Below are 14,127 nucleotides of genomic sequence, written 5' to 3' on the forward strand. Positions count from 1 at the left end.
CGCGACCCGCGCGGCACCGCATGAAAAACCCGCGCCCGGCCTCGCCGCGCGCGGGTTTCGCTTTTGCGCCGAAATCGTTCTGAATTAGACCCCGGCTTCGACGATGGCGCGGGCCAGGACCGGAACGCTATCCTTGTTCAGCCCGGCAATGTTCAGCCGCGAATCCCCGACCATGTAGATGGCCGAATCCTCTTTCATCTTCGCCACCTGCTCGGGCGTTGCCCCGAGGCGCGAGAACATGCCGCGATGATGCTCGATGAAGTCGAATTTGTCGCTGCCGGTAAGGTCGCGCAGCTCTTCGGCGAGCTGTTTGCGCAGACCGAGCATGGTCTGGCGGACCTCCTCAAGCTCGGCCTTCCAGTCGGCGGCAAGATCGGCATCCTCAAGAATGGTCGACACGATCCGCGCCCCGTGATCGGGCGGGAAGCTGTAGGTCTGGCGGTTCAGATAGGCCATCGCGCCCTGCGTCAGATCCCGCGCCTCTCCGCCTTCGCCAAGCGCCATCAGAATGCCGGTCCGTTCGCGGTAAATGCCGAAATTCTTGCTGCATGAGGCGGCGATCAGCACCTCCGGCAGGCGCTCGGCCAGCTTGCGCGTCGCGGCGGCATCGGCGTCCAGCCCGTCGCCGAAACCCTGATAGGCAAGGTCGATCATCGGTATCGCGCCGGTCTTTTCCAGGCTTTCGGCAATCGCATCCCATTGCTCGGCGGTCGGGTTGGCACCGGTCGGATTATGGCAGCAACCATGCAGCAGCACGACATCGCCTTTCTTCGCCTTGCCGATCCCGTTCAGCATCGCGTCAAAATCGACGCCTCGGGTGTCATTGTCGAAATAGGGATACTCGACGAAATCCTGACCCATGAATTTCAGGATCGACAGATGGTTCGGCCAGGTCGGGTCAGAGACATGGACCACCGCCTCGGGATTGGCCATGCGGATCAGCTCGAGCCCCTGCCGGATCGCGCCTGTGCCGCCCACCGTCGCCGCCGAGGCAAGCCGGTCGGCAGCTGCGTCGCCCAAGACCAGACCCGCCATGGCGTCGCGATATTCCTGCGTGCCCGCAAGCCCGGTATAGGCCTTGCTGTCCTGCGTCTCCCAGATCTTCTGCTCGGCCTTCTTGACCGCGCGCATCACCGGGGTCAGCCCGTTCGGGTCCTTATAGACACCTACGCCCAGATCGACCTTGCCCTGCCGCGTATCGGCCTTGTACTCGCCCATCAGGGCCAGGATCTTGTCGGGGGCTTGCGGTTTCAGATTGCCCAGCATCATGCGTCTCCGGTTGCGATTTTTGCGTTGGGAAGCGCGCCCCATTCGGTCCAGGACCCATCATAGAGCGCGTGGTTGCGGTGGCCCAGCCGTTCAAGCGCCAGCGACAGCGAGGCGGCGGTGATGCCGGACCCGCAGCTGGTGATGGCGGGGCGGTTCAGATCGACGCCCGCGGTTTCGAATTCGGCGCGCAGCGCGTCCTCGTCCTTCATCGTGCCGTCTTCGCGATACAGCCGGCCCACGGGAAGGTTCTTTGCGCCGGGGATATGTCCACTGGCCAGCCCCTCGCGCGGCTCGGGCGCGGCGCCGGTGAAGCGGTCCGCGGCACGGGCGTCGATGATCTCGTGGCTGCCGCTGTCAGAGGCGGCGGCGACCTCGGCGGCATTGCGGATCAGCACGGAATCGCGCGTCACGCTGAGTTCGCGCGCCGAGCCGCGCGGCTCGCCGGATTCCAGCGGGCGGTTTTCGGCCTGCCATTTTGCCAGCCCGCCATCCAGCATCGCCACGTTGCGCCAGCCCATCAGCCGGAACATCCACCAGCCCCGCGCGGCACTGTGGGTGGCGGAATTGTCATAGACGACGATGCGGTCGCCATCGCCGATGCCCAGCGCGCCGATCTTCGCGGCGAACAGCTCGGCCGAGGGTGCCATATGCGGCAGATCGGTGTCGGGGGCGGAAATCTCGTCAATATCGAAGAAACGAGCGCCGGGGATATGCGCTTTCGCAAACTCGGCCGCCGCGTCGCGTCCGGCGGCCGGCATATGCCAGCTTGCGTCAAGGATCCGCAGATCGGGATCGTCCAGACGCGCGGCCAGCCAGTCGGTCGAGACCAGAGTGGTGGGATCGTCGGTCACAAGCGCCTCCCTGCTGTTGTGCATCCGTCCCGATGTAACGCCGCGCGACGCGGGGGGCAACGCAAATACCCACGCCGCAGGGTTGCAGCCCGGCCATAGCGCAGCCGCAATCGCGAGACGCTGTCTTGTTCGCGGGCGCAAAGCAGTTAGCCTGAGGGCCATAACTTCGTGCGAGAGGAGCGCCGGCATGCCCACCCCATCCATCCTGTTCGTGTGTCTTGGCAATATCTGCCGCTCGCCTCTGGCCGAAGGTGCAATGCGCGATGCAGCCCGCAAGGCCGGGGTACCTCTCAAGACAGACTCGGCGGGCACTGGAAGCTGGCATATCGGCGATCCCCCCGATCGCCGAGCCCAGGCCGAGGCGGCGCGTCACGGTGTCGACATCTCGAATCTGCGCGGACGGCAGGTGACCGAGCAGGATTTCCGCGATTTCGATCACATCATTGCCATGGACCGTCAGAACCTGAACAATCTGCGCAAGCTCGACCCCGGAGATGGCAAGGCAAAGCTGTCGCTGATGCTGGATCACGTTCCGGGCAAATCGGGACAGTCGGTGGTCGACCCGTATGATGGCGGCGCCTCGGCGTTCGAGTCGACCTGGCGCGATGTCAGCGCCGGGGTGCAGGCCCTGCTGGTGAAGCTGGGCTGTTCGGGACGCTGAACGGCGCGTTGCGGGTCGGGCGCGTCTTTACTTCGCCCGGCCCCGCCCCTATCTCTGCGCGACCATGGCACCCAAAGACGACACGAATTACAAGGTTATCGCCGAGAACCGCCGCGCCCGGTTCGATTACGCCATCGAGAGCGATCTCGAGGTGGGCATCGTGCTGACCGGCTCAGAGGTGAAATCCCTGCGCACCGGCCAGTCGAACATCGCCGAAAGCTATGCCAGCATCGAGGATGGCGAGCTGTGGCTCATCAACGCGCATATCGCGAAATATGCGCAGGCAGGCGTGTTCGGCCACGAAGAACGCCGTCGCCGCAAACTATTAGTGTCGAGGAAAGAGCTGTCGCGGCTTTGGGCGGCGATCGGGCGCGAGGGGATGACGCTCGTGCCACTGGTGATGTATTTCAACCATCGCGGGCTGGTGAAGCTGAAAATCGGCGTCGCCAAAGGCAAGAAGGTCGCCGACAAGCGCGAGACCTCGGCCAAGCGCGACTGGAACCGCCAGAAGCAGCGGCTGCTCAAGCAGAATTACTGAATTTAGAACCCGGCCCGGGACAAGGTGCGCAGCGCCGCCGGGCCAGACGCGACCCCCGTCCGTCAGACCCCGCGCCGCTGCCGGACCCGCAGCGTCACCCGCTCGCGCGTGTCGTCCGGTTCTTCGGCAAGGGCGGCCATCAGCGCCTGTACCTCGCCGCGCAGCCCGTGCATCTCGTCCAGCACCGACATTACCATGTGCAGCGCGTCATCCTGCAAGCCGTAATCCTCGGTCAGCGTGCAAAGAAGCTGCACCCGCGCCCGGTCCACCTCGCGATAGCTTTCCCCGTGATCCGAGATCACCGGCGTCACCATCCGCATCTCGACATAATGGGTCAGGCGCGGCGCGGTCAGGTCCTCGATGAGGGCGATCAGCTCGTCTGCGGTATAGCGTGCCATATCAGCCTCCCATCCCGCGGCGCGGGTCATAGGGGTGAGTCCCGCGCCATTTTTCCATGAATTCAGCAAGATCGTCGTCGATCTCGGCGGGCATGACCAGCTTCAGCGCCACATATTGATCGCCGCCCCTGATCCCCTTGCCCTTCAGCCGCAAGCGCTGCCCGGTCGAGGCGCCTTTCGGCAGGTTCATCGACACCGCGCCGCTCAGCGTCGGCACCTGAACCTTGCCGCCCAGAACCGCCTCGTCGATGGTGATCGGCAGGGTCAGCGTCACGTCATTGCCGTCACGGCTCCAATCCGGGTGATCGCCGACATGCAGCGTCAGATAGGCGTCGCCCCGCTCGCCCTGCCCGTAGCCTGCGCCGCCCTTGCCACGCAGCCGGATGGTCTGGCCCTCATGCGCGCCCTCGGGGATCTTCACCTCCAGCGAGTTCCCATCGGGGAGCGTGATACGGGTCGAGCCGCCCTTCGCGGCGGTCATGAAATCCACCTCGAGCTCATAGCGGACATCCTGCCCGCGCATGTCGAAGCCCTGCCCTGCGCCCGAGCGGCGATATCCGCCTTGCGCGCCGCCGAAATCGCCGCCCATGCCACCGCGCCCGGCCCGCCCGCCAAAAAGATCCTCGAACACATCCGAGAAATCCCCGTAACCGGCCGAGCTGTATTGCCGATACGGGTTCTCGCCCCGCTCGGCAAAGTCACGGTAATATTGCTGCTGCGGGCGTTCCTGCCCCTGCGCGTCGATCTCTCCGGCATCGAAACGGGCGCGCTGATCGGGGTCCTTCAGCAGGTCATAGGCCGAGGACGCCGCCTTGAACCGCTCTGCCGCCGCCGGGTCCGGGTTCAGATCCGGGTGATCTGTCTTGGCGATCTTGCGATACGCTTTCTTGATCTCGTCCTGCGAGGCCGATTTCGTCAGCCCGAGCGCCTTGTATGGGTCGTCCATCACTCTGCCTTCACCATTTAACCCGTAACGCCCCGCGCCGCCCGGGGTTCATCGCGGAAATGAGTGGCGAGCGCCTCGGGCATGTCGAATTCCTCAAGCGCCCGCGCCCGCGCCGCAGCAGAGATCTTGCGCGCGGTCAGCCGCACGATCCGGTCCATCTCTTCCTCGGTCTGGGTTTCCGCGAAGGGCGCCATGTAATGATGCATAAAGGTGAATACGGCCACATCTTCAAGGGCCTGAACCTCGTCGTCGCGCTTGATCCCCTGCTTGGTCAGCATTTTGCGCGCGCGCTCGATCTGGTCCGGCGCATAGCCCACATCGCGCATGATCCCGGCGACGCGCTCGGCATGGCGGCGCCCCTGCTCGGTCCGCCAGCTCAGATAGCCCCTGCGGTCATCGGGGAAATCGCTGCGCGGCAGCATCCAGCGTTCGATATGCTGGCCCCGGCAGGCGATCTGCAACGGCTCGGACGCGTCCGGATAAAGCCGCTGCTGCTGCTCGGTCATGCGCTGCCCGTAAAGCAGCTCTGCCGGCTGGCCGTTTTCGTTGTTCGGATCCTGCGCGTTGGCGGCGTCGATCCGGGCGAAGGCTTGGTCGCGTTTCTCTGTCATGATGCCATCTTGCCGCGCCGCAAGCCCCGTGTCATGTCCGATTCATGCTGACCAATGCCGATATTGCCGAGCTGACCGATCTGCGCCGGGAACTGCACCGCCACCCCGAGTTGTCGGGACAGGAAACCGGAACCGCTGCGAGGATCGAAGGGCTGCTGCGCGAACTCGGTGCGGATGAGATCCGCAGCGGCATCGGCGGCACCGGCCTCGTCGCCGCGTTCCACGGCGCGGCACCCGGCCCCTCGGTGATGTTCCGGGCCGAGCTGGACGCGCTGCCGATCCGCGAAGCCGAGGGTCCTGCGCATCGTTCCGCGACCGAGGGGGTGGCGCATCTTTGCGGCCATGACGGGCATATGACCGGGCTGATCGGTCTGGCCCGGCTGATGGCACGGCAGCGCCCGGCGCGCGGCACGGTGTGGCTGCTGTTCCAACCCGCCGAGGAAAACGGCGCAGGCGCTGCCGCGATGCTGGCCGACGCCGCGCTGCCGGGTTTCGATTACGGCTTTGCGATCCATAATTTCCCCGGCCTCGCCCGCAGCCATGCGCTGATCGGAGCGGGCGCGATGAACTGCGCCTCGGTCGGGATGCGGGCGATGCTGCACGGCGCAACCTCGCATGCCTCCGAGCCTGAAAAGGCCCGCAGCCCCAGCCTCGCCATCGCCGAAATCCTGCCCGCGCTGACGGCGCTGTCGCGGGGACATCAGGGGCAGGACGATTTCCGGCTGGTGACGATCACCCATCTGCGCATGGGCGAGCCGGTCTTCGGCACCACGCCGGGCGATGCCGAGATCCGGGCAACGCTGCGCAGTCGAAGCGATCCCGAAATGGCCGGGCTTCGCGCGGCGGCGGCGGAGATCGTGACCGGGGCGGCGCAGGCAAATGGGCTTGCCGCCAGCCTCGACTGGCACGACGATTTCGCCGCCTCGATCAATCATCCCGAGGCTGCCGCCATGCTCGCCCGTGCCGCGCGGGCCGAGGGATTCGCGGTCTCGGATGAGCACCTGCCGATGCGCGCCTCGGAGGATTTCGGGCGTTTCGGCGCGGTCGCGAAAACCGCGATGATCCTGCTGGGAAGCGGCGCGGACCACCCGCCGCTTCACGGCGAGCATTACGATTATCCCGACGATCTGATCGCGCCCTCGGTGCGGCTGTTGCACCTTGTGGCGCGCGAGCTTACCGGCTGAGCGCCTCGCGGAACATCAGATACGACCCCTTTGGCGTCCGCTTCTGGGTCTCGTAATCGACATGGACGATGCCGAATCGCGGCCCATAGCCGAGCGCCCATTCGTAATTGTCCAGCAATGACCACTGGAAGAAGCCCTTCACATCGACCCCTTTCGCCATCGCCCGCTGCACCGCGCCGACATGATCGCGGATATAGCCCTGCCGCACATCATCGGCGACGCCGCCATCGACGACGCGATCATCCCAGGCCATGCCGCTTTCGGTGACGAACAGCTTTATGCCCTTGCCCTCGATCGCCCTGGCAGCGCGCATGATGAATTCATACAGCCCGTCCGGTCGCATTTCCCAGCCGATCTGCGTCTTGGGCAGCGGACCCGGCACCATCTCGGTCTGAGGCCAGGCCCCGCCGATATGGCGATAATGGGCGCGGGTATAGTGGTTCACCCCCAGCCAGTCGACCGGGGTCGAAATGATCTCCATATCCTGTTCCCAGCCCTCGGGCAGATGCGGCGCGAAGCCTTCCAGTGCCTCGGCCGGATAGCCCTGCCCCATGGCGGCATCGAGGAACCAGCGGTTATAGATCGCATCCTGCGTCTCGGCCCCCTTGCGGTCAGCCTCGCTGTCAGAGGCCGGGGCGGCGGTCTCGAAATTCAGCACGAGACCGAGATTATCATGCCCGTCCGCCCGCATCGCCTGGATCGCGGTGCCGTGGGTCAGCAGCACATGATGCATGGCCCGGCCGGTGGCGCGGATGTCGCGCAGCCCCGGCGCATGGGCACCCAGAAAATGCGCCAGATAGGCGATGCACCACGGCTCGTTCAGCGTCGCCGTCATCGCCACCCTGTCTCCGATGCGGCCCATCACGGCGCGGGCGTAATCCGTGAACCAGCCGGCAATGTCGCGATTCGTCCAGCCCCCCTGCGAGGCCAGCGGCGAGGGCAGATCCCAGTGATGCAGGGTCAGAACCGGCTTCAGCCCGCGCGCGACCATGCCGTCGACGAGCCGGTCATAGAAATCCAGCCCCTCCGCATTCACGTTCCGCCCGTCCGGCATCACCCGCGCCCAGCTTGTCGAGAAGCGATAAGCATCGAAATTGCCGTCGCGGATCAGGTCCAGATCCTCTTCCCAGCGATTATAATGGTCGCAGGCCACCGCGCCGTCGCTGCCATCGACGATATTGCCGGGGGTGTTGGCGAATGTATCCCAATGGCTGGATCCCGCCCCGCCGAAACTGCTGCCCTCGATCTGATAGGCCGAGGTGGCGACACCAAAGATGAAATCGTCGGGAAAATCACTGCGCTTGAACATGGCTGCCTCCGTTAAGAATGGTTAACGGATACCGGGCCGCGTGGTGAGTGCAATCCCCTGATTGATCCTTCGGCATGGGCGCGCTAACCCGGTTGTCGAAGCCGAAAGGACCCCGCATGACCCGCATCGACCAGAAATTCGCCGCGCTGAAGGCCGAAAACCGCAAGGCCTTCGTCGCCTATATCATGGCCGGCGACCCCGACCGCGACACCTCCGCCGAAATTCTCGCCGGACTGCCCGGCGCGGGTGTCGATATCATCGAGCTGGGGATGCCCTTCACCGATCCGATGGCCGACGGCCCCACAATCGAAGCGGCGGGTCATCGCGCGCTCGCGGGCGGGGCAAGTGTCGATACGACGCTGGACATGGCCCGCGCCTTCCGCGAACACGACGCCGAAACGCCCATCGTGCTGATGGGATATTACAACCCGATCTATGGCCGTAAAGGCGGGGTCGAGCAGTTCCTTCAGGACGTGACCGAGGCCGGGATCGACGGGCTTATCATTGTCGATCTGCCGCCCGAGGAAGATGCCGAGCTGTGCATTCCCGCGCAGGAGGCGGGGCTGAACTTCATTCGGTTGGCCACACCGACCACCGACGACAAGCGCCTGCCCGCCGTCGTGGCGAATACCTCCGGCTTCGTCTATTACGTCTCGGTCACCGGGATCACCGGCGGGGCTGCGGCCAATGCCGAGACCGTGGCCCCAGAGGTCGCGCGCATCCAGAACGCCGCCGATCTGCCGGTCGTGGTCGGCTTTGGCATCTCGACCCCCGAGGCCGCCGAGGCGATCGCCGGGGTCGCGGATGGCTGCGTTGTCGGCAGCGCGATCGTCAAGAAGATCGGCGCGGGCGAGCCCGTCGCGGATGTGCTCGACTTCGTGCGCAGGCTCGCCGACGGCGCGCATCGGGGCTGAGATCATGGCCGGACCGCCGCTGGAATTCGACCATCTGGTCATTGCCGCCGAGACGCTGGAGGCGGGCGAGGCCTGGCTTGCGGAGCGTCTGAAGGCCGCGCCGGAACCCGGCGGCAAGCACGGCTTCATGGGCACCCATAACCGCGTCTGGCGCTTGGGTGCGCGCGAATATATCGAACTGATCGCCATCGACCCCGAGGCCGCAGCGCCGGACCGGCCCCGCTGGTTCGGACTGGACAGCTTTTCCGGCCTGCCTCGGCTGGTGGCCTGGGTGTGCCGCACCGGCAATCTCAAGCCGCCTGAGGGTGCCACCGTCACCGATGCGGCGCGCGGGGATCTGCGCTGGAGGATCGCCATTCCCGATAGCGGCGTCTCGGGCAGTGACGGGCTGGAACCGCTTCGCATCGCCTGGGGGGACGGACCGCACCCGGCGGACGCGATGCCGGATCACGGATTGCGGCTGATCGGTCTCGATCTCGACCATCCGGCACCGCCCAGGCTGAACATCAAGGACCCGCGTGTCAGGATCAGCCGGGCTGACGAACCGCGTCTGGTCGCGCATATCTCGACCCCGCAGGGCAAGGTGACGCTTTGAGGCGTCGCCGAAAACCGGGCGGAGATGACGCACCCCTCGCGGCTGGCACCGCTGCCGGAATCCCGTTAGCATCCGCAGCATGACAGGGATCGACCCCGCCTCTGACCGCTCTGCCGCCCCGGAACTGCCGCGCCCGCGCAGTTTCTGGCAGCGCATTGCCGATCGCATGGCAGCGTTTCTGGGTGCCGAGCGGCCGGCTACGCCGCCGGAAAAATCCGTTGCCTTCACCATCGCGGTCATCGCGCTCGGCGCCAAGATGGCCAAGGCCGATGGCCGCGTCGCCCGCTCTGAGGTGGCCGCGTTCCGCCGTGTCTTCACCATCCCGCGCTCCGAGGAAAAGAACGCAGCCCGCGTCTTCGACCTCGCCCGTCAGCATACGGCGGGTTTCGAGGCCTGGGCGCAGCGCATCGCGCGCATGTTCCAGCCCGGAGACCCGGTGCTCGATCATGTCATCGAGGGGCTGGTGATCGTGGCCACGGCGGATGGATCGCTGCATGTGGCCGAGCGCGAGATGCTGGACCAGATCGCAGAGATCTTCGGCATCCCGCAGGAAAGGCTGATCATCGTGATCGCCAGGCATGACAGTGAATCCGCCTGTCCGCCCTGTCAGGTTCTTGGCGTGCCGCCCGACGCCTCGCTGGAAGAAGGCCGTCAACGCTGGCGCCAGTTGATCCGCGAAAACCATCCCGACCGCGCCATCGCCGCGGGCCTCCCGCGTGAGGCGATCCGGCTTGCCGAGGCCCGCACCCGCACGCTCAACGAGGCATGGCAGCAGTTCCGCGACAGCCGGACCCCGGCATAGGGCGGCAGGGCCGACGGAACCGCGGGCGGGGACGATCGGTTTTCTTCGGGAATCCGCACTCTCCGGGAATTGATCGCATGACGTTTCGCATCCACCTCGCCGCCGCGCTGCTCGCCCTTGCGCTGGCCGGTCACGCCGCCGCTCAGCAATTCGAGATGCCGCAAGCCGACGAGCCGCCTCCGGGCCAGACAGCGCCGGACAGGCTTGACGGCCCGCCGCCTCTATCCGAGCTGGAGCGCGAGCTGGACGGCATCATGGGCGATGTGCTGAACCGGCTGCAACCGCATCTCGACGGGCTTGGCAATGAGCTTGCCGACACGATGAACGAGTTCAGCCCGGCGCTCGGCGAGCTGTCGGGGCTGATCGACGATTTCGGCAATTATCATCGCCCCGAAAGGCTGGAAAACGGCGACATCATCATCCGCCGCCGCGCCGATGCGCCGCCCCCGCCCTCGACCGAAGAGCTCCAAAAGCTGCTGCCCGAAGGCGGCGAGCGGCAGGAACGCGGCGATCAGGACTGGGCGCCGCCGCGCGACGAGACCCCGGCGCTCCCGCAGATCGAACTCTGATCCCGCAAACAGGAAGGGGCGGCGTCTGGGCCACCCCTTCTTCGTTGTCCGCAGGCTGTCATTGCAGCTTTGGTCACCGCATCAGCATCACGCTGACCGGAGAATGCCGCACCACCCGGTCGGCCTGGCTGCTGACCCGGAAGGTGCGCAATTCGTCAGGCGGATGGGCGGCCATCACGATCATGTCCGCAGAGATCTTTTCGGCCGTGGCAATGATGGTTTCCGCTACATGGCCATGCCCGACATGCGTGGTCACGCCAGCCACGCCGCCAAGTTCGCGCGAGACGAAGTCACCGAGCTGCGCCTTCATCTCTTCCAGCGCGCGCTGCTCGTAACCCTTGGGCAGATAGCTCGCCACCCAGGCATTGCCGACATCGTGGACGACACCCAGCAAATGCAGCGTTCCGCCCTCATCGAGCAGGCGCCGCGCCGCTGGCAGCGCAGTCTTCCAGCTCGACTCGTGCTGAAGGTCGATCGGCAGGAGAATGGTCTTGAACATGCGGATCGTCCTTCCTCAGGCGGTTGCGGCGGTCGCCGGAGCGCCCGTGCCGGGGGTAGAATTGCGCCGACGCTGCATCCACACCACCAGCGCAAGAAGCAGGAAGGCAGGGATGAACATCAGATATTTCGACGGGGCATCTGCCGGGGCGCGGACCAGATTGATCTGCTGATCCCAATCCAGACCGGCATCGGCCGCGGGGCTGTCGAAAGCGACGTTGTCGATGATGACCTCGTCACCGTTCTGGACCAGCGTCAGCCCGAGCGCATCCAGCCGCTCCTGCCCGGTTTCGCCCTCCGGCACTTCAAGCTGGACCCGGAAATCGACCGGCTCGCCAAGCGCATCCAGACCAGAAATGCTCAGCCGGAAAGGCTCTCCGACCGGCGCTTGTTCCAGCGCCTGCTCGACCTGGGCGGGCGGCAGATCTTCCCAGGGCGGGGCGACCATATCCATCCAGAAACCGGGACGGAAAATGGTGAAGGCAATCAGCAGAAGCGCAACCGTATCGAAAATATTGTTGCGCGCCAGGAACCAGCCCTGCGTCGCCGCCGCGAAAAGCAGCATGGCCAATGTCGCGGTGATGAAGACAAAGATGCCCTGTAGCCATCCGACATCGATCAACAGCAGATCGGTGTTGAAGATGAACAGGAAGGGCAGCGCCGCTGTTCGCAGGCTGTAGAAGAAGGCCACGACCCCGGTCTTGATCGGATCGCCCCCCGACACGGCGGCGGCCGCGAAAGACGCAAGCCCCACCGGCGGCGTCACATCGGCCATGATCCCGAAATAGAACACGAAAAGATGCACCGCGATCAACGGCACGATCAGTCCGTTCTGCTGACCGAGCGTCACGATCACCGGCGCCAGCAGTGCCGACACGACGATATAGTTCGCCGTGGTCGGCAGCCCCATCCCGAGGATCAGCGACAGGATCGCGGTGAGGAACAGGATCGCCAGCAGGTTGCCGCCGGACAGCACCTCGACCACATCGGCCAGCGCCGAGCCGACCCCCGTCTGGCTGACCGCGCCCACGATGATGCCGGCGGTCGCCGTGGCGATGCCGATGCCGATCATGTTGCGCGCACCCGCGATCATCCCGTCCACCAGATCGTTCAGACCGGCGCGCAGCGCGGTGCCGATCTGGCGGTTATGATGGCGGTCCTCGCCACGCATCATCACCATCAGCGGGCGCTGCGTCAGCAGGATGAAGATCATGAAGGCCGTCGCCCAGAAAGCCGACAGACCCGGCGACAGACGATCGACCATCAGCGCCCAGACCAGCACCACCACCGGCAGCAGGAAATGCAGCCCCGAACGCACGGTCGGTCCGGGCAGCGGCAGCTCGGTGACCTCGGAATTCGGGTCGTCGATCTCCAGCGGTTCTTCGCGCGAACCGACCCAGAGCAGCCCGAGATAGGCGAGGCAGAGCAGCGCAAAGATGATATAGCCCGCCGTCTCCGGGAAGGCCGGGCGAATCCAGCCCATGCCGTAATAGACCGCGAAGGACAGCGCCGAGATCACCAGCACGCCGAACACGAAGCCGACGACACGGCGCATCCACGGCCCCGGCTCATATGGGCGGGGAAGACCCTGCATCCCGGCCTTCAACGCCTCCAGATGCACGATATAGACCAGTGCGATATAGGAGATCGCCGCAGGCAGAAACGCGTGTTTGACCACGTCGAAATAGGGAATGCCGACATATTCGACCATCAGGAAGGCAGCCGCGCCCATCACCGGAGGCATGATCTGGCCGTTCACGGACGAGGCCACCTCGACCGCGCCGGCTTTTTCGGAACTGAAGCCCACCTTTTTCATAAGCGGAATGGTAAAGGTGCCTGTCGTCACCACATTGGCGATGGACGAGCCCGAGATCAGCCCCGTCATGGCCGAGCTGACCACGGCGGCCTTGGCCGGCCCGCCGCGCATATGGCCCATCAGCGAGAAGGCGACCTGGATGAAATAGTTCCCCGCCCCGGCCTTATCCAGCAGCGCGCCGAACAGCACGAACAGGAAGACGAAGCTGGTCGACACGCCAAGCGCGATCCCGAATACGCCCTCGGTGGTGATCCACTGGTGGTTGACGACCTCTGACAGCGAGTTGCCCTTATGGGCGATAATCTCGGGCATGTAGGGGCCGAGGAAGGTATAGGCGAGGAAGAATGTGGCCACGATCATCAGCGCCGGGCCGAGCGCGCGGCGCGTCACCTCCAGCAGCAGAAGCATGCCCGCAACGGCGACGATCATGTCCTGGTTGATCGGCGCGCCGACACGCGTCGCGATGTCGTCATAGAAGATATAGATATACAGCGCGGCAAAGACCGAAATCAGCGCCATCGCCCATTCCCATGGCGGCACCCAGCTCTTGGGACTGCCGGCAACGATCGCCAGAAGCACCGCCGCGCCAATCAGCACGATCCACCAGGCCTGACCGGAATCCGCCCCCTCGATAAAGAGAAGCGTGAGGACCACCGGCACCGCCAACGCCAGGATGAACTGCACCTTGGTGCGCTCTGCCGGATAGGCGAGATAGGCCAGGAACATCGCGAAAGCGAGGTGGATCGACCGCGTCTCGGTATCGTTGAGAATGGCGAAATCGACCATATAGGGCAGCGGCGAGGCGATCCATATCTGGAACAGCGACCACAGGAAGGCCACGATCAGGATGGTGCGCCCGACCCAGCCCGCCGGCGTCCGAGCCCCGGTATCGGAGGACGCGACCAGCTCATCCAGCTCTGACTGGTTCATATTGCCCCGCCCCGCTGCCTCCATCTCGACAGCGGCGGCGTCCATCTGGTCCTGTGGCCGGTCATCCCGGCGCGGCCCCGGACGCTTTGGATCATTCTCGTTGGTCATGTCCCATTCCCCGATTGGAGCCGGTTCGGGCCGGCATTCTGGCTTATCTTTTCTTTAACCTTCATAAAAAAGCGGCCCCGCTGCAAGAGCGGAGCCGCATATTTCGCAGATCGTATGGAGGCGATCAG

General features: G+C 65.3%; 15 protein-coding genes. 7 read left to right on the forward strand and 8 right to left on the reverse strand.

Features of this window, described 5'->3' with window-relative positions:
• Positions 1-84: 84 nt before the first annotated feature.
• Positions 85-1,266, reverse strand: a complete 1,182-nt coding sequence (locus PAF18_RS07660) for an amino acid aminotransferase (protein ID WP_271118078.1) — start codon at positions 1,264-1,266, stop codon at positions 85-87.
• Positions 1,266-2,144, reverse strand: a complete 879-nt coding sequence (sseA, locus tag PAF18_RS07665) for a 3-mercaptopyruvate sulfurtransferase (RefSeq protein ID WP_434802248.1) — start codon at positions 2,142-2,144, stop codon at positions 1,266-1,268. The genes PAF18_RS07660 and sseA overlap by 1 nt, the downstream gene beginning before the upstream one ends.
• Positions 2,145-2,307: 163 nt before the next feature.
• Here sseA and PAF18_RS07670 point away from each other — a divergent pair, with 163 nt between their 5' ends.
• Together PAF18_RS07670 and smpB are read left to right on the forward strand one after the other, a co-directional pair.
• Positions 2,308-2,781 (forward strand): low molecular weight protein-tyrosine-phosphatase, encoded by a 474-nt coding sequence (locus tag PAF18_RS07670; RefSeq protein ID WP_271118005.1) that lies wholly within the window; start codon positions 2,308-2,310, stop codon positions 2,779-2,781.
• A 64-nt stretch (positions 2,782-2,845) separates the two neighbouring features.
• A complete protein-coding gene (smpB, locus tag PAF18_RS07675) occupies positions 2,846-3,319 on the forward strand; it encodes an SsrA-binding protein SmpB (RefSeq protein ID WP_271118006.1) in 474 nt (157 codons plus the stop codon).
• 62 nt (positions 3,320-3,381) lie between these two features.
• Here smpB and PAF18_RS07680 read toward each other — a convergent pair whose 3' ends face one another.
• From PAF18_RS07680 to PAF18_RS07690, 3 genes are read right to left on the reverse strand one after another with little or no spacing between them, the layout of a single operon-like run.
• On the reverse strand, positions 3,382-3,747 hold the full coding sequence (locus PAF18_RS07680) for a hypothetical protein (RefSeq protein ID WP_271118007.1): 366 nt from the start codon (positions 3,745-3,747) through the stop codon (positions 3,382-3,384).
• A complete protein-coding gene (locus tag PAF18_RS07685; protein WP_271118008.1) occupies positions 3,719-4,666 on the reverse strand; it encodes a DnaJ C-terminal domain-containing protein in 948 nt (315 codons plus the stop codon). Before PAF18_RS07685 ends, PAF18_RS07680 begins: the two co-directional genes overlap by 29 nt.
• Before the next feature lie 14 nt (positions 4,667-4,680).
• Positions 4,681-5,274 carry a DUF4202 domain-containing protein gene (locus tag PAF18_RS07690; protein ID WP_271118009.1) on the reverse strand — a complete coding sequence of 198 codons (594 nt, stop codon included), beginning with the start codon at positions 5,272-5,274 and terminating at the stop codon, positions 4,681-4,683.
• 44 nt (positions 5,275-5,318) lie between these two features.
• On the opposite strand from PAF18_RS07690, the gene PAF18_RS07695 reads away from it, so the two are divergent.
• On the forward strand, positions 5,319-6,458 hold the full coding sequence (locus tag PAF18_RS07695; RefSeq protein ID WP_271118010.1) for an amidohydrolase: 1,140 nt from the start codon (positions 5,319-5,321) through the stop codon (positions 6,456-6,458).
• On the opposite strand, the gene PAF18_RS07700 is transcribed toward PAF18_RS07695, so the two are convergent.
• Positions 6,448-7,767, reverse strand: coding sequence for a GH1 family beta-glucosidase (locus tag PAF18_RS07700; protein ID WP_271118011.1), 1,320 nt, complete (start codon positions 7,765-7,767; stop codon positions 6,448-6,450). The genes PAF18_RS07695 and PAF18_RS07700 overlap by 11 nt on opposite strands.
• Positions 7,768-7,883: 116 nt before the next feature.
• Here PAF18_RS07700 and trpA point away from each other — a divergent pair, with 116 nt between their 5' ends.
• From trpA to PAF18_RS07720, 4 genes are all read left to right on the forward strand, one after another.
• On the forward strand, positions 7,884-8,681 hold the full coding sequence (trpA, locus tag PAF18_RS07705; protein WP_271118012.1) for a tryptophan synthase subunit alpha: 798 nt from the start codon (positions 7,884-7,886) through the stop codon (positions 8,679-8,681).
• A gap of 4 nt (positions 8,682-8,685) precedes the next feature.
• Positions 8,686-9,276, forward strand: coding sequence for a VOC family protein (locus tag PAF18_RS07710; protein WP_271118013.1), 591 nt, complete (start codon positions 8,686-8,688; stop codon positions 9,274-9,276).
• Between the two features lie 79 nt (positions 9,277-9,355).
• Positions 9,356-10,078, forward strand: coding sequence for a TerB family tellurite resistance protein (locus PAF18_RS07715; protein WP_271118014.1), 723 nt, complete (start codon positions 9,356-9,358; stop codon positions 10,076-10,078).
• A gap of 77 nt (positions 10,079-10,155) precedes the next feature.
• A complete protein-coding gene (locus PAF18_RS07720; RefSeq protein ID WP_271118015.1) occupies positions 10,156-10,647 on the forward strand; it encodes a hypothetical protein in 492 nt (163 codons plus the stop codon).
• Positions 10,648-10,720: 73 nt separating this feature from the next.
• Here PAF18_RS07720 and PAF18_RS07725 read toward each other — a convergent pair whose 3' ends face one another.
• Both PAF18_RS07725 and PAF18_RS07730 read right to left on the reverse strand, forming a co-directional pair.
• Positions 10,721-11,146: a universal stress protein gene (locus PAF18_RS07725; RefSeq protein WP_271118016.1), complete on the reverse strand. Its 426-nt coding sequence runs from the start codon at positions 11,144-11,146 to the stop codon at positions 10,721-10,723.
• Between the two features lie 15 nt (positions 11,147-11,161).
• A complete protein-coding gene (locus PAF18_RS07730; protein WP_271118017.1) occupies positions 11,162-13,999 on the reverse strand; it encodes a TRAP transporter permease in 2,838 nt (945 codons plus the stop codon).
• Positions 14,000-14,127 lie beyond the last annotated feature (128 nt).

The organism is Paracoccus sediminicola (genome assembly GCF_027912835.1).
Lineage (GTDB): Bacteria > Pseudomonadota > Alphaproteobacteria > Rhodobacterales > Rhodobacteraceae > Paracoccus > Paracoccus sediminicola.